Origin of the sequence: Streptomyces sp. HD (assembly GCF_028369295.1) — a bacterium.
Classification (GTDB): domain Bacteria; phylum Actinomycetota; class Actinomycetes; order Streptomycetales; family Streptomycetaceae; genus Streptomyces.
In genome coordinates this window covers 290,398-304,683 of the sequence record NZ_JAQMYP010000002.1, presented here as the reverse complement: position 1 = coordinate 304,683, position 14,286 = coordinate 290,398, and the positions used below count along the sequence as shown (strand labels likewise).

The following is a 14,286-nucleotide window of genomic DNA, read 5'->3' as shown; positions in this document are numbered from 1 at the left end:
GTGCCGATGGCCGGTTACGGCCTTGTGAACCACCGGATCGAAAGGCACGCATGGGGCGATTGCACCATGGGTGCCTTCACCGTGATGACGCTCAGGACCGCCCGGCATGGGGCCAGGCTCCCCCCGCCGCACGCCGACCGCAACCGGAGCGCCTCAGGGGCGCGGGGCTGTGTCGATCTGCGGCTCCGCCGCGGGGCGCGACCAGCCCGAACAGGCCCGCGGCCGCCACACCACCGCACCCCTACGACGATCGGGCTACTCCGCGGCGTCGAGAATCGCGGCCGCCGTGAACAGCTCAACGCCCACCGCGATGGCGGACTCGTCCACATCGAAGTCACCCTGATGCAGGTCACGCCCGACCCGGTCCCCCGGCACCCGCACGCCCAGCCGGGCCATGGCGCCGGGCACATGCTCCAGGTACCAGGAGAAGTCCTCACCACCGAGGCTCTGCTCGGTGCTCTCGACGGAGTCGGCGCCACGGCGGGCGGTCATGGCCTCGCGCATCAGCTCCGTCGAGGCGGGGTCGTTGACGACGGGCGGGACGCCGCGGATGTAGTTGATCTCCGACTTGGCACGGTGCAGGTTGGCGACCTCGTCGATGGCGGCGACGACGACGTCCGGCGCCTGCCGCCAGGCGTCGAGGTCCAGGCAGCGGACGGTCCCGGAGAGCTCGGCGTGCTGCGGGATGACGTTCGGCGCATGGCCGGACTCGATACGCCCCCAGGTCACGGCGAGCCCGCTGCGGGCGTCGGTGCGCCGGGCGACGAGGGCGGGTACGTCGGTGACGACGCGGGCGGCGGCGGTGACCAGGTCGGTCGTGAGGTGGGGACGAGCGGTGTGCCCACCGGGCCCGTCGAGGGCGATTTCCAGCCGGTCGCAGGCGGACGTGATGGCGCCCTGCCGCAGACCGATCTTCCCGGCGTCCACCTTGGGGTCGCAGTGCACGGCGAGCATCTGCCCCACACCCTCCAGCACCCCGCACTCGACGACCTCGGCGGCGCCGCCGGGGAGCACCTCCTCGGCGGGCTGGAAGAGCAGCCGCACGGGCCGGGGCAGCTGCCCGCGCTTGTGGAGCTCGGCCAGCACGAGCCCGGCCCCCAGCACCACAGCCGTGTGCACGTCATGCCCACAGGCGTGCGCCCGGTCCGGCACGGTGGACCGGTACGGGCACTCACTCTTCGTGTCCGGGATCGGCAGGCCGTCGATGTCGGCGCGCAGGGCGAGCATGGGCCGCTTGCCGTCCCACTCCCCGATGTCACAGATGAGCCCGGTTCCGATGGCGAGCACGCGGGGCTTCAGGCCGGCCTTCTCCAGCCGGGCCTTGATCGCGGCGGTCGTACGGAACTCCTGGTTGCCGAGCTCCGGGTGCATGTGCAAGTCGCGCCGGAACTCGACGAGTTCCGCGCGGAGCGCCTCCGGCAGGGTGCCGGGCAGTGCGGCTTCCCCGGGGTGATCGGCCTCGGACTCTGGGGACATCAGTTGCATCACCCTCTAGAGGGTAGGACGCCGGGGTGGCCAACTCCCCCTCGATCAACAAAAGTTCAACCCGTTAGGGGAAGAAAATCTGGCCGCTCGACGCATGGGCGGGGATTGAGATGGGTAGGTACATCTTTTCTCTACGCATACCACGTCTTGCACCATCTCGGCGGTTCTGTCCACCCGGCGGAATCACGCCGCGAGAGAAAGCGGCTCGGATCCCTGTCGCCATCAGCACCGCGCGACACTCCCGTCACACTGCGTATACGACAGCCCCGGGGGCAGAGGAACGCACCCCCTCCCTCGACTCGGATCGAGGGCCCCCACTTCACCCCGGCCGCCCGCACACCCCATGCCGGAGACACAACACCGATCAAGAAGCAGGCGGCCCCACGGCCGCCCCTAGGCCGCGGCCAACTCGCACCACACGTACTTGCCCCGGTTTCCGCCCCTGGTCAGCGGCTGCCACCCCCACAGATCGGCACACGCCCGCACCATCGCCAGCCCCCGCCCTTCCTCCGCCTCTCCGAGCTGCGCCAAGTCCCGCGGCGGCTCCGGAGGTTCGGGATTCGCATCCCACGCCCCGAACCGCAGCACCCCCGCCGACCAGCGCACGCGCAGGGCAGCGGGCCCCTTGGTGTGGAGTACGGCGTTGGCGACCAGCTCGGTGGCGAGGAGTTCGGCGGTGTCGGCGAGGGTGATGAGGCCGTGCATGGTGAGGATGAGCCGGAGGGTGCGGCGGGAGACGGTGACGGCTCGGACGTCGTTCGGGATGTAGAGCGTGTACTCCCAGGGTTCCGTTTCGGGCATGCGACAGCTCCAGTCCTGATGGCGGGGATTTCGGTGATCTGCGGGTGGCGGGCGGTGGCAGTGCCGCAGCCGTCATGGCAGGACGGGGCGGTGCGCTTCCGGAATCCCGGCAATCCGCATCGTGTGCGTCGCGTCACCAACAGTAGGTATTGATTTTTAAGTTCTGCAAGCCGACCGCGTAATCTGGCCCCGAACGAGTCGCGCTTCAGGGCGCGTTGAGAGGAGCACTCAATGGCGCTGAGGAGTGAGCCGACGGCACGTCAGATGCGACTGGCGACCGAACTGCGGCGGCTTCGCGATGCGGCGGGCATCACGGGCCGAGAGGCAGCGACAGCACTGGGGGTGAGCTCCGCACAGATCAGTCAGATCGAGACGGGCCTCGCAGGTGTGAGCGAGAAGCGCCTTCGCCGCATGGCCGCCAACTACGCCTGCTCGGACGGCGCCTTGGTCGACGCCCTCGTGACCATGGCGACCGACCGGACGCGCGGCTGGTGGGAGGACTACCAGGAGAGCTTGCCCACCCCGTACCTGGACCTCGCAGAGGTGGAGTACCACGCTAGTCATCGCTGGGACGTCGACTTCCTGCACATCCCGGGACTGCTACAGACCGACGACTACGCCCGAGCACTCTTCTCCTATGTGAACGCGGAGTTCCCACAGAGCGAGGTGGATCTCAGGGTGGAGCACCGAATGAGGCGGAGGGGCATCATCGAGCGATCCGATCCGATCCCGTACGAGGCAGTGATCCACGAAGCGGCGCTGCGCATCAGAGTCGGCGACCGTTCCGCAACGCGAGCTCAGCTCACTCGGATCCTGACGCTCTCCGAAGCCGACCACGTGTCCGTCCGGGTGATCCCCTTCGAGCTTGACAGCTTCGCCGGAGCGGGCAGCGCCATGGTGTACGTAGGCGGTCCGGTTCCCAAATTGGACACCGTTGTACGCGATGGCCCCCACGGCACAGCGTTTGTCGACGCCGAGGCCCAACTCGAACGATTCCGAACACTCTTCCGTAGGCTGGAGCGTGTGTCACTCGATCCGGAACGGTCGCGTGACTTCATCCACAATCTGGTCAAGGAGCTGTGAGGAGCACCATGACTACCCCCACCCCCTGGCAGAAGTCGAGCTACTCCGGTGGCGGCGAAGGCAACGCCTGCGTGGAAATCTCAGACCGCCGCACCCGCATAGCCATCCGCGACTCAAAGTCCCCGGCCGGAGCAATCCTCACCTTCCCGGCCGGAGCCTTCACCCCCTTCATAGAGGCCCTGAAGTCCCCTCACTCCGCCACGGGGCCGCAGCGGTCGCATCGGTGAACTCCCGGACGCCCGTCCATCGTCCGCACTAGGGTGCGCCCCGTGACCGCCGAGAACCCCCAGACCCCCACGACGGCCGAGCGCGCAGACTTCCTGGAGACCACCAGAGCCTCGTACGACGCCATCGCGCCCGCCTACACGGAGGCCTTCCCGGACTGGCTGGCCGACAGCCATCCCCTGGACCGCTCCCTGGTCACCACCTTCGCCGAGCTGGCCCGCGACCACGCCCCGGCCCCCGTCGCCGACCTCGGCAGCGGACCGGGCTACATCACCGCCCGCCTGGCCGCTCTCGGTGTACCGGTCTTCGGCGTCGACATCTCACCGCAGATGGTGGCGCTGGCTCGCCGCGCGCATCCTGAACTCCGGTTCCACGTGGGATCGATGACGTCTCTGGACCTGCCGGACGAGACACTGGGCGGAATCATCGCGCTGTTCTCGATCATCCACGTCCCCGACGACCACCTGCCCGCCGCATTCACCGAATTCCACCGCGTCCTACGCCCCGGCGCCCCGGTTCTCCTGTCCTTCCAGTCCGGCGACACCGAGGACCGACTCCACCTGACCGAACGCTTCGGCCAGGAGATCGCCCTCGACTACTACTGGCGCACCCCGGACACCGTCACCGACGCCCTGACCAAGGCCGGCCTCCAACTCCAGGCCCGCGTCCTGCGCGAACCACAGGGCGAGGAGAAGCGGCCTCGCGCGTTTCTGCTGGCCCGGAGGGCGGCATAAGACCCGGATGACCAAGGATCAAGCCGCCTCAATTCTTTATTGAGCAAAGAGAGTACAAGAACGGCAATATTCTCGGCCTACCATCAAGCTCAAGCGTTGATCAAATTGTTCGAATTTTCTTGACTCTCTCCCAGGCACGGCCGTTGCACTCACCGCTTTTCTTGCCATAGGAGGCGGGGGCTCGGGCACCGCCTTTGCAGAGGATTCCCCGACGCCGGTCGGTGCCGACCAGGACGGGAACCCGATCCCCCAGGCACCGGCCGACGCCGACGTCAACGGTCCGGTACATACGGACGGCTGCCCAGCCGACCTGGGCTTCTCCTTCTCCAACGTCAAGAGCACGTTCGTCGGTGACAAGAGCAAGACCGTCTACGGACAGTCCGGCGTCACGCTCTCGGTCTCGGTGGCCAAGGGCCACACCTGGACCGGCACCTTCTCCTATGCGGCCAAGCTGAGCGAGTCAATTCTCGTGGCCTCCGCCGAGGAGACCATCAGCGGCTCGATCTCCTACGCGAAAACAACCACCGTGACCCTCAGCGGATCGTGGAAAGTTCCGGCGAGCCAGAAGGACGGATGGCTTGCCCTCGGCTCGAAGGGATACTCCTTCAACTGGCAGTACGGTTCTTATAACGGTGGCTGCAAGTGGATCGCCTCGAACCACGGGACCGCCAAGCTCCCGGCGCTCTCGCCCTACATTGCCCACTCGTGAGTCGAGGACGTTCTGATGAAGGTTTCCCTGCTGGCCGTCGGCCTTTCGGCTCTGGTGCTTGTGTCAGCCTGTTCCGCCGGCGGCAACCCCCAGGCGACCGCCACCCACGGCGCGACGCCCTCTGAGATGCGGACCCCGACGAGCCCGGACCGCCTTCCTGATCCGGTCCAGTCTCCGGTCCCTGTCGGGTCGAAGACGCTGTACACGGGGTCGGGTCAAGGCGCGGGCAGTGCCACACTTTCCGCGTCCGCGGGGAAAGCCTCATCCATAACGGTGATGTGGACATGCGCCGGCCCGTCCAAGTTCAGCATCACCGCCGCCGGAAAGATCCTTGCCGGGTCTCAGTGCGGTGACGGGAGCGGCGTGTTCACCGCGGAGATTCCGCACGCCAATGTGCACGAACTCGCGTGGAAGTTCTCAGCGCCCAATTCGGTGATCTGGCGAATCGTCATCACCCAACCGCCCGGAAACCACTGAGCGCGGCCGGCTCACACCGCCGTAACCGCCGACAGTCGGTGCACGTCCCGCGCGGTCCCGGTAACGCCGGACAAAAACCCCTGCGCCCGAGGCGAGGCATTCTCCGTCAGCCAAGCCGGATCGATGTCGCACACCGCGACCCGGACCTCCGTACCCGTCAGGGCCAGCGGCAGCGTATGCACCACCGTCGACGGGAAGCTCAGGATCGTCCGTCCTATCGGTCCGCGGCGTGCGATCAGCTCCAGGGGCAGGTCCGGGCGTACGACCTCCAGGCCCGTCTCGACCGCCAGTCGGTGGAGCTTCTCGGCGCTCTCGCGGCGGTGGGCGAAGTAGCGGGTGGCGCCATGGGTCTTGGCGAGGGAGCTGACCGCCTCCAGGTAGCGGTCGCCGTCCACGACTCCCGTCTCGACCAGCGACGTACCCACCATGTCCGCGCCCTTCGTGATGCGCGGCGGGCCGAAGCGGTCGCGGGTCCAGGCGAAGGTGTTGGCGGTGACCTTCACGCCGTCCGGGGTTTCCTCCATCGGCATGGAGGAGAAGATCTCGACCGTTCGGCTGTCGGACGGCGTCAGTCGTTTCCGGGCCGCCGACGACACCGGGGCGAAGACCAGGTCGCGCGGGCCGGGGCGGCCGCCCTTGCGGTGCCAGCGGACCAGGCGTTCGCCGCGCGCCAGTTGGGCGACGAACTCCATCGTCGCCGTGCCGTCGTCCACGACGACCAGGTCGCGGGCCTTCGTGATGGTCAGCAGGAGTTGGACGTAGCGGGAGAACGGGTCGCCCAGGACCACCCGGTCCGCCCTGCGCAGCAGGCCCGCCAGGCCGCCGATCGTCTGGAACGGGGCCGCCGCGCCGCCCCGCGCCTCCTCCCAGCGGACCTGATGACCGTCCTCGCGGGCCAGCTCGGCCATCCGGCGCAGCTGGCCGCGGGTCATGGGGTCGTTCGGGGACAGGACGACGAGGGTGAGCCCCGCGCCGACGCTGTGCGCGTGGGCGTGTGCCCACTCCAGCACGTTCAGGAGCTGTACCGGGCTCTCGACGAAGGCGAGAGTGTGGGGGCCGGTGTTCCCGGCGCGGAAGCTCATCGACGTACGACCTACCCGTCGTAAGGCGCTCATGGGGCGCTCGTATTCAGAAGTCGCTCAGAAGGCGGTCAGCAGGCGGTCAAACCGGCTCCGAGTCCGAGCGCCCTTACTGGGAGCACTCGGACCCGGACTCAGCAGGACAGGATCTGGATCTGTGTCGGACCGGTACCGGTCAGACCGACACCGGCTCGCCCGCCGCCGCGGCGATCTCCGCCTCGGCGACCACACCGGCGACGCGGCGCAGCTTCTTCATCGGGCCGAGCTCGGAGTCGTAGACCTTCTTGACGCCGTCACCGAGGGACGCCTCGATGGTGCGGATGTCGCGGACGAGGCGGGTGAGGCCCTGCGGCTCGACCGAGGCGGCCTGGTCCGAACCCCACATCGCGCGGTCCAGGGTGATGTGGCGCTCCACGAAGGTGGCGCCGAGGGCGACCGCGGCCAGCGTGGTCTGCAGGCCCGTCTCGTGGCCGGAGTAGCCGATCGGGACGTTCGGGAACTCCTTCTCCAGCGTGTTGATCGCGCGGAGGTTGAGCTCCTCGGCCTTCGCGGGGTAGGTCGAAGTCGCGTGGCACATCAGGATGTTGTCCGAGCCCAGGACCTCGACCGCGTGGCGGATCTGCTTCGGCGTCGACATGCCGGTGGAGAGGATGACGGCGCGGCCGGTGGCGCGCAGGGCGCGCAGCAGCTCGTCGTCGGTCAGGGAGGCCGAGGCCACCTTGTGCGCCGGGACGTCGAACTTCTCCAGGAAGGCGACGGCCTCGGTGTCCCACGGGGAGGCGAACCAGTCGATGTTCTTGCTCTTGCAGTACTCGTCGATCTGGCGGTACTCGTCCTCACCGAACTCCACACGGTGGCGGTAGTCGATGTAGGTCATCCGGCCCCAGGGGGTGTCGCGCTCGATGTCCCACTGGTCGCGCGGGGTGCAGATCTCCGGGGTGCGCTTCTGGAACTTGACGGCGTCGCAGCCGGCCTCGGCGGCCACGTCGATGAGCTTGAAGGCGTTCTCCAGCTCACCGTTGTGGTTGATGCCGATCTCGCCGCAGATGTAGACGGGCTTGCCCGGGCCGACCTCACGCGAACCGAAGTTACGCAGACGGGAGTAGGTGCTCATGGCAGAAGATGTCCTTACTTGGTGAGGGAGTCGAGAGAGGGGCCGAGGATCCAGCTGGCGATCTCTCGGATCGCGCCGTCGCCACCGGGGGTGGCGGTGACCGCGCGTGCGGCGCCGCGCACGACGTCGTGGGCGCTCGCGACCGCCACGGGCCAGCCCACGAGGGCGAAGCACGGGAGGTCGTTGACGTCGTTGCCGACGTAGAGCACGCGCTCAGGCGCGATGCCCTGCTCCTCGCACCACTGCTTCAGTGCGAGGTCTTTCCGGTCGATGCCGTGCAGCACGGGAATCTGCAGCTTCCGTGCGCGGGCGGCTACGACCGGGTTCTGCTCCGTGGACAGGATCAGCATCTTCAGGCCCGACTTGCGCAGGGCGGCGATGCCGAGTCCGTCTCCGCGGTGCACGGAGACGAACTCCTTTCCATCGGCATCGATCAGCACCCGGTCGTCGGTCTGGGTGCCGTCGAAGTCCAGTACGACCGCGTCGATGTCGTCCGTGGTCGGGAGGGCGCCGGGCCGGTCCGCGTCGAACAGCGGAGCCAGCGCCCGGGCGCGGGCCAGGTCGTGGGGATCGTCGATCTCCAGGACCCGGGCGGGGTCGGTGCGCACCAGCTCGGTGCGGCCGAAGAAGCGGTGCTTGTGCTCGCGGAAGCCGTCGGCGGCCATCGCGTAGGCGGCGCCGGTCTCCAGGAAGTCCTGGGGGCGGTCCTGGCGGCGCGGGCGGAAGGACTTGTCGTGGTTGACGCCGTAGCCGCCGGTGGTGGCCGCGCGCTCGTTCTCCGCGGCGGCCGCGTCGTCGTCGCCGTGGCGCCATACGAAGCCGTGGAAGGGCGCGACGGTCAGGGCCGTGTCGGCGCCGTTCGCGACGATCGCCTTGACGACGCCGTCGAGGTCCTCGCGGATGATGAACGGGCTCGTGCACTGCACCAGCAGGACCACGTCCAGCTTCGTGCCGTGCAGGGTCTCGTGCGCGTCCATCGCGTGCAGCACGGCGGCCTCGGAGGTCGCGGTGTCACCGGCGATGGCGGCGGGGCGCAGCACGACTTCGGCGCCGGCCTGCCGGGCGGCGGCCGCGATGCCCTGGTCGTCGGTGGAGACGACGACGTCCGTCACGAGCCTCGAAGCCCGGCACTCGCGCACCGCGCGGGCCACCAGCGGCACACCGCCGACGGGCATCAGGTTCTTCGCGGGCACTCCCTTGGAGCCGCCGCGCGCGGGAATCACGGCGAGCACCCGGGGCGCCGAAGTGCCTTGGCCTGCTTCCGAGTTGGACATGGGCTCCACTCCTTGGGCTGCTTGCAGGGGCTTCGCGGCGCGTCCCGGCGCCCCGGACCCCGAATCGGTCGTCTGGTCGCTCACAGCTCCCCCATCCGCCGGATGACGGGCGCCACCCGCTGTACGCCGTGCCGGTAGGCGCCGCGTGCCGCCCGGCGCACTATCTGGCGGACCGGGCCGGGCTCCTTGTCATGCGCGGGGGCGCCGGGCAGCGGGCTGCCGTCGACGCCGAGGTGGTGGCGGGCGAGGATGCCGGGCAGGTAGCCGGGCGCGGTGGCCGGCGTGTAGTACGGCGTGAGGGCGGGCAGTCCGCCGGGCCGCGCGAGCAGCTTGGCGATGCGTTCGCGGGCCGGGTCGAAGGCGGTTGCGTAGCTGCCGTCGGCGCAGACGCCCTGCCGGGAGACCCACTCCTCGTCGGGCGCCGGCCGGTGTCCCTCGTCGAGCTGGTCCCAGGAGGCGAGGCAGCCGGAGCCCACGAAGTGGTGGTTGCCGAGCACCTCGCGCACACCGAGGTCGGTGAGCACGACGGTGGGGATACGGCGGTGCAGCGATTCCAGCGCCGCCGTGGAGCTGATGGTGACCATCAGGTCCGTGCGGTTGAGGACCTCGCCCATGTTGCCGTACACCAGTTTGAAGTTGGCCGGTGGTTCGAGCCGCTGGACCAGCTTCTGGTACGGCAGTTCCTCGATGTGCGTGGTGTGCTCGCCCGGCTTGGAGCGCAGCTTGAGCAGCACCTCGCGCTCGGGGTGCTTGCGGGCGTGCTGGATGAGGCGGTTCAGCAGGTACGTACGGTCCTTGCGGCTGTCCGGCACGGAGGGCTGGGCCGCGAAGACGACCGTGTACGGGTCGTGCTCGCCGGTGTAGGGCTCGCCGCCGAGGAACGGCAGCGCGACCTCGGTCACCGCCGAGGCGTCGGCGCCGACCCCCTCGTACACCGCGCGGAAGCGCTCGGCGTCCTGGCGGGAGTTGGCGAGGACGAGGTCCGCGCCGTGCCGCAGCAGCAGGCCGTCGGCGAGCTTCTCGTAGACGACGCCGACATAGCCGGTGACGACCACGGGGCGCTCGGCGCGCTCTTCCCAGACCCGCTTCAGTCCGTGCAGCATGGCCTGCACACCGCCGCCCACGAGGGCGAGGACGAGGACGTCGTACGGCTCCTGCGCCATGCTGCGCAGGAACTCCACGGCGGTCACCTCGCGGAGGGAGTCGGCGTGGACGCCGACTTCCTGGAGCTGGCGGGCGGTGGGGGTGGCCCGGCCGCGCAGGAGGTATCCGTCCAGGTGGATGTCCGGTTCCCCGGTGTTCTCGGAAGCTATACGGCTCGCGGTGAGCGCGCCCCACTTCCACCGGGTATCGGAATCCGCGAGTACGGCCACTCGCCGGGTCTTCGTCGCACTTACTGGCACGTCGAAGACGCTAGGAAGCAATTTCGATGTTCCGCCCAACCGAAATGTAACAAAGGGTTAACAGCACACCGCCGAACGGCGAATCGGGGTCCGGAAGGGTTGAAAAAAAGCCTGGTTCACGGCATCGCCACGTGTCGTTCACCTGACATCAAGCTCCGAGTAAAGACGGGTGCCGGACCGCCCCCTAACGTCCCTCACGTGGTCAAGCTCTCCGTCATCGTGCCGTTCTACAACGTGCAGCAATACGCACCAGACACCCTGAAGAGCCTGCGTGCGAACACACGTGAGGACTTCGAGTTCATCCTCGTCGACGACTGCTCGACGGACGGGACACCGGACATCCTCGCGCGCGCGGAGCGCGAGCTGCCGGGCGCGGTGCTCGTCAGACACGAGCAGAACGGAGGGCTGGCCACCGCGCGGAACACCGGGATCGACAAGGCGCGCGGCGAGTACCTGACGTTCCTCGACGGCGACGACTGGCTGGCGCCCGGCTACTTCCCTCAACTCCTGTCCGCCATCGAGGAGTTGGACTGCGATTTCGTGCGCACCGACCATGTGCAGTGCACCGGCCGGGCGCGCAGCATCCACCGGGTGCCGCACGGCCGCCGCTGGACGGTGATGAACCCGCGCGAGGCGATCCTGCCCGCCGACCGGTCGACGTCCGTGGACTACGCGTACGCCTGGGCCGGCATCTACCACCGCCGGCTGGTCGACCGCGGGATCCTGCACTTCACGCACGGGCTGCGCACCGCCGAGGACCGGCCGTGGATCTGGAGACTGCACCGGGAGGCGGAATCCTTCGCCGCGGTGGGACTGCTCGGCGTCTACTACCGACGCGGCGTGGCGTCGTCTCTCACCCAGATCGGTGATGTCCGGCAGTTGGATTTCATTCGTGCGTTCGACCAGGTAATCATGGAAACCGCGGCTGACCCCGAGGCCGATAAGCTGCTGCCGAAAGCCGTGCGCACTTATTGCGCGATCATGGCTCATCATCTCGGACAAATCGAGAGGTTCGAACCCGCAGTGGCTCGAAAACTGCGCTCGATGAGCGCCGCCGCCCTGAAAAGAATGCCGCAGGACGTGCTCGCGGAGGTTATGGACTCGATGGACGCGCAGCGAGCGGCCCGGCTGCGGCGGGTGCGCCGCAGGGCGGTCGGGGCCCGGACGGTGGCCGCCTGATGCGTCGCACCACCCAGATCTTCTGCGCCTCGACGCTGTACGGCGCCGCGACCCTGGCCGCCGCCCTGGACGCCGGGCTCTTCGAACCGGCCGACCGCCGGATCCTGCTGGTCACCAACAACGCGGCCAACCCCGAGATCACCCCGTCCGTCGACGCGATGCCCGGCTTCGCCCAACTGCGCGGGCGCTTCGACGAGGTGCTGTCCTGGAACGAGACCATCTCCCCGTTCCACCCCAGTGGCTGGTCTCCCCGCGAGAACGACATCCCCATGTGGGAGCGGTACGTACGGCTGCTGTGGAACCTCGGCGACGACGAGATCCAGCTGGCCGTCGAGTCCGTCCAGGTCAACCCGGCCCTGGCGCTGTGCCAGCTGTTCACCGGCGCTCCCGTCGACGCCTACGCGGACGGCCTCATAAGCTATGGCCCCACGCGCGACAAGATCGACCCGCTGGTCGGCACCCGGATCGGCCGGCTGCTGCACCTCGATCTCGTCCCGGGCCTCACCCCGCTGCTGCTCACCGAGTTCGGCGTCCCGTCCGAGCTGGTGCCGTCCGAGGTGTTCCTGAAGGTGCTCGGCGAACTCGCCGAGGCGGAGACCGAGCTGACGCCCCTGTCGGCGGCGGTCGACGGTGACCAGCCGGCGCTGCTGCTCGGTCAGTACCTCAGCGCGCTCGGCATCCTCACCGACGCCGAGGAGGAGGACCTGCATCTGCAGATGGTGCGCGGCGCCGTCGCGCTCGGCCATCGCAGGCTCGTCTTCAAGCCGCACCCGGTCGCCCCGGCCCGCTGGTCGCGGCTCCTGGAGGACGAGGCGAAGGAGCTGGGCGCCGAACTCACCCTGCTGGACCGCCCCGTGCTGGCCGAGGTCGCCTTCCAGCGCATGCGCCCCGCCCTGGTCGTCGGCTGCTTCTCGACCGCGCTGTTCACCGCCGCCGGTCTGTACGGCGTCCCGGTCGCGCGGGTCGGCACCGACGCCGTGCTGGCCCGGCTCACGCCGTACCAGAACAGCAACCGGGTGCCGCTGACCATCGTCGACGCACTGCTGCCGGACATCGCGGACGCCGCCGCGGTGAACGGCTGGGCGATGCCCTCGCGCGAGCGGGTGGACGAACTGGCCGCGCTGCTCAGGGCGGTCGGGTTCGCGATGCAGCCCAAGATCTACCCGGGGCTGCGCGGCGCGGCCGAGGCCTACCTCTCCCGGCATCTGAACCCGCACACCTGGCGCTACTTCAAGCGCAAGCGCCTGACCTCGCTGGCACTGCCCGGCGCCGTACCGGCCCAGCTCTCCTTCATCCCGCGCAACGCGACCGTGCGCCGACTGGCGCGCCGGGCGCGGGCGCTGAAGCAGGTGACCGGCCGCAAGTAGACAGAAACAAGGGGTGGTTGTTCATCCGTGTGACACCTTTGCGCTCCCTGAGCGTCAGCCGTCACTCACCTTTCACCCGTCCGAGGGACATAGCGTTCGGTCGTCGTATTAATCGGCAACAGCCGACACGTACGACTGAACGCACCTCGCGACTCCCAGGAGAAGGGTCCCAGGATGAGCACGGCTGACCAGGCCACGGCACCGCCGGCGCCCCCGGCCCCCCGGCTGGACCAGGTCCTCGCCGAACAGCCCGAACGGCCTCCTGTCCGGCCCCGCAGGGAGAACCGGCTGCGCGCCCTGGACGGGCTGCGGCTGGTGGCCGCGCTCATGGTGTGCATGTACCACTTCACCGGAAAGAACGGCGAGGTGGCCAACTCCTGGCACCAGTCCCCCGGAGCGATGTTCCCGACGCTGTCGCAGTTCTCCACCTACGGCAGCCTCGGTGTGCAGTTCTTCTTCGTCATCAGCGGGTTCGTGATCTGCATGAGCAGCTGGGGCCGCAGCCTCGGCGACTTCTTCCGCTCCCGGATCTCCCGCCTCTTCCCGGCGTACTGGGTGGCCATCGTCATGGTCACCGGCGCCGCGGTGCTCCTGCCGGTCGTGGTCCACCCGCTCCGGCCGGACGAGTTGCTGGTCAACCTCACGATGATGCAGCAGCCGCTGGGCGTCCCGCGGGTCCTGGGCGTGTGCTGGACGCTCTGGGTGGAGCTGAAGTTCTACGTGCTCTTCGCCCTGTTCGTCATCTGGAAGGGCGTCACCTACAAGCGGGTCGTCACCTTCTGCATCCTGTGGACGCTGGCCGGCGCGTTCGCCCGGGTCGCCGACAACCCGCTCACCGACGAGCTGGTCATGCGCGACCACGCCCCGTTCTTCATCGGCGGTCTCGCCCTGTATCTGATCCACCGCTTCGGCAGTGACCTGCTGCTGTGGGGGATCGTCGGCATGTCGTTCCTGCTGGGTCAGCGCTACTCGGTGACGGCGCTGTGGCACCCGGGCGCGCAGGGCGAGTTCCATCGCAATCCGCTGGTCATCCAGGCCATCGTCTTCTGCGCCTTCGCCGCCGTGGCGGTGGTGGCGCTGGGCTGGATGCGCTGGGCCAACTGGAGCTGGCTGACGGTGGCCGGGGCGCTGACGTACCCCTTCTATCTGATCCATGAGCACCTGGGCTGGTTCTTCATCCGGGTGCTGCACCGGGGCCTGGGCCTCGGCTCCTATCCGACGCTGGCGCTGTCCGTGGGCAGTCTGCTGCTGCTGGCCTGGCTGATGCACCGGTTCGTGGAGCGGCCGTTCGGGCCGAAGCTGAAGCGAGCGCTTCCGGCGGTGCGGCTGCGTTAGGGGGCCGTGGTTCGGGTGCGG

Annotated in this window: 14 protein-coding genes; 8 read left to right on the top strand and 6 right to left on the bottom strand. The window is 68.9% G+C overall.

Translation table 11 applies throughout. The annotated features are described in order from the left end of the window. Nucleotides 1-255 precede the first annotated feature (255 nt). Both POF73_RS03265 and POF73_RS03260 read right to left on the bottom strand, forming a co-directional pair. Nucleotides 256-1,476 (bottom strand): M20 family metallopeptidase, encoded by a 1,221-nt coding sequence (locus POF73_RS03265; protein ID WP_272112868.1) that lies wholly within the window; start codon nt 1,474-1,476, stop codon nt 256-258. 402 nt (nt 1,477-1,878) lie between these two features. Next, nucleotides 1,879-2,286, bottom strand: a complete 408-nt coding sequence (locus POF73_RS03260) for an ATP-binding protein (RefSeq protein ID WP_272112867.1) — start codon at nt 2,284-2,286, stop codon at nt 1,879-1,881. A 231-nt stretch (nt 2,287-2,517) separates the two neighbouring features. On the opposite strand from POF73_RS03260, the gene POF73_RS03255 reads away from it, so the two are divergent. From POF73_RS03255 to POF73_RS03235, 5 genes are all read left to right on the top strand, one after another. After that, a complete protein-coding gene (locus tag POF73_RS03255) occupies nt 2,518-3,369 on the top strand; it encodes a helix-turn-helix domain-containing protein (RefSeq protein WP_272112866.1) in 852 nt (283 codons plus the stop codon). Between the two features lie 8 nt (nt 3,370-3,377). Continuing rightward, nucleotides 3,378-3,596 (top strand): DUF397 domain-containing protein, encoded by a 219-nt coding sequence (locus POF73_RS03250; RefSeq protein ID WP_272112865.1) that lies wholly within the window; start codon nt 3,378-3,380, stop codon nt 3,594-3,596. A 42-nt stretch (nt 3,597-3,638) separates the two neighbouring features. Further along, complete coding sequence (locus POF73_RS03245) at nt 3,639-4,328, top strand: class I SAM-dependent DNA methyltransferase (RefSeq protein ID WP_272112864.1); 690 nt, start codon at nt 3,639-3,641, stop codon at nt 4,326-4,328. Nucleotides 4,329-4,731: 403 nt separating this feature from the next. Next, nucleotides 4,732-5,037 (top strand): hypothetical protein, encoded by a 306-nt coding sequence (locus POF73_RS03240; protein WP_272112863.1) that lies wholly within the window; start codon nt 4,732-4,734, stop codon nt 5,035-5,037. A gap of 15 nt (nt 5,038-5,052) precedes the next feature. After that, nucleotides 5,053-5,514 (top strand): hypothetical protein, encoded by a 462-nt coding sequence (locus POF73_RS03235; protein WP_272112862.1) that lies wholly within the window; start codon nt 5,053-5,055, stop codon nt 5,512-5,514. Nucleotides 5,515-5,525: 11 nt separating this feature from the next. Here the strand turns inward: POF73_RS03235 and POF73_RS03230 are convergent, their stop codons facing one another. From POF73_RS03230 to POF73_RS03215, 4 genes are all read right to left on the bottom strand, one after another. Beyond that, complete coding sequence (locus tag POF73_RS03230; RefSeq protein ID WP_272112915.1) at nt 5,526-6,596, bottom strand: hypothetical protein; 1,071 nt, start codon at nt 6,594-6,596, stop codon at nt 5,526-5,528. Between the two features lie 172 nt (nt 6,597-6,768). Next, a complete protein-coding gene (locus POF73_RS03225) occupies nt 6,769-7,707 on the bottom strand; it encodes an N-acetylneuraminate synthase family protein (RefSeq protein ID WP_272112861.1) in 939 nt (312 codons plus the stop codon). 14 nt (nt 7,708-7,721) lie between these two features. Further along, the gene (locus POF73_RS03220) at nt 7,722-8,981 is read right to left on the bottom strand and encodes an N-acylneuraminate cytidylyltransferase (protein WP_272112860.1); all 1,260 of its coding nucleotides are present in this window, start codon (nt 8,979-8,981) and stop codon (nt 7,722-7,724) included. An 80-nt stretch (nt 8,982-9,061) separates the two neighbouring features. Next, nucleotides 9,062-10,384, bottom strand: coding sequence for a DUF6716 putative glycosyltransferase (locus tag POF73_RS03215; protein ID WP_272112859.1), 1,323 nt, complete (start codon nt 10,382-10,384; stop codon nt 9,062-9,064). 198 nt (nt 10,385-10,582) lie between these two features. Between POF73_RS03215 and POF73_RS03210 the strand changes: the two genes are divergently transcribed. The 3 genes from POF73_RS03210 (at nt 10,583) to POF73_RS03200 (ending at nt 14,265) form a co-directional block, all read left to right on the top strand. Beyond that, nucleotides 10,583-11,563, top strand: a complete 981-nt coding sequence (locus tag POF73_RS03210; RefSeq protein WP_272112914.1) for a glycosyltransferase family 2 protein — start codon at nt 10,583-10,585, stop codon at nt 11,561-11,563. Further along, a complete protein-coding gene (locus POF73_RS03205) occupies nt 11,563-12,930 on the top strand; it encodes a polysialyltransferase family glycosyltransferase (protein WP_272112857.1) in 1,368 nt (455 codons plus the stop codon). The genes POF73_RS03210 and POF73_RS03205 overlap by 1 nt, the downstream gene beginning before the upstream one ends. A 174-nt stretch (nt 12,931-13,104) precedes the next feature. Then, entirely contained in the window at nt 13,105-14,265 is a 1,161-nt protein-coding gene (locus POF73_RS03200) for an acyltransferase family protein (protein ID WP_272112855.1), read from the top strand. The last annotated feature ends 21 nt before the right edge of the window (nt 14,266-14,286 follow it).

Bases quoted from the DNA above. Each gene is read 5' to 3' on its own strand.
- POF73_RS03265 (WP_272112868.1), bottom strand. From the start codon at position 1,476: ATGTCCCCAGAGTCCGAGGCCGATCACCCCGGGGAAGCCGCACTGCCC.
- POF73_RS03260 (WP_272112867.1), bottom strand. From the start codon at position 2,286: ATGCCCGAAACGGAACCCTGGGAGTACACGCTCTACATCCCGAACGAC.
- POF73_RS03255 (WP_272112866.1), top strand. From the start codon at position 2,518: ATGGCGCTGAGGAGTGAGCCGACGGCACGTCAGATGCGACTGGCGACC.
- POF73_RS03250 (WP_272112865.1), top strand. From the start codon at position 3,378: ATGACTACCCCCACCCCCTGGCAGAAGTCGAGCTACTCCGGTGGCGGC.
- POF73_RS03235 (WP_272112862.1), top strand. From the start codon at position 5,053: ATGAAGGTTTCCCTGCTGGCCGTCGGCCTTTCGGCTCTGGTGCTTGTG.
- POF73_RS03230 (WP_272112915.1), bottom strand. From the start codon at position 6,596: ATGAGCTTCCGCGCCGGGAACACCGGCCCCCACACTCTCGCCTTCGTC.
- POF73_RS03225 (WP_272112861.1), bottom strand. From the start codon at position 7,707: ATGAGCACCTACTCCCGTCTGCGTAACTTCGGTTCGCGTGAGGTCGGC.
- POF73_RS03220 (WP_272112860.1), bottom strand. From the start codon at position 8,981: ATGTCCAACTCGGAAGCAGGCCAAGGCACTTCGGCGCCCCGGGTGCTC.
- POF73_RS03205 (WP_272112857.1), top strand. From the start codon at position 11,563: ATGCGTCGCACCACCCAGATCTTCTGCGCCTCGACGCTGTACGGCGCC.
- POF73_RS03200 (WP_272112855.1), top strand. From the start codon at position 13,105: ATGAGCACGGCTGACCAGGCCACGGCACCGCCGGCGCCCCCGGCCCCC.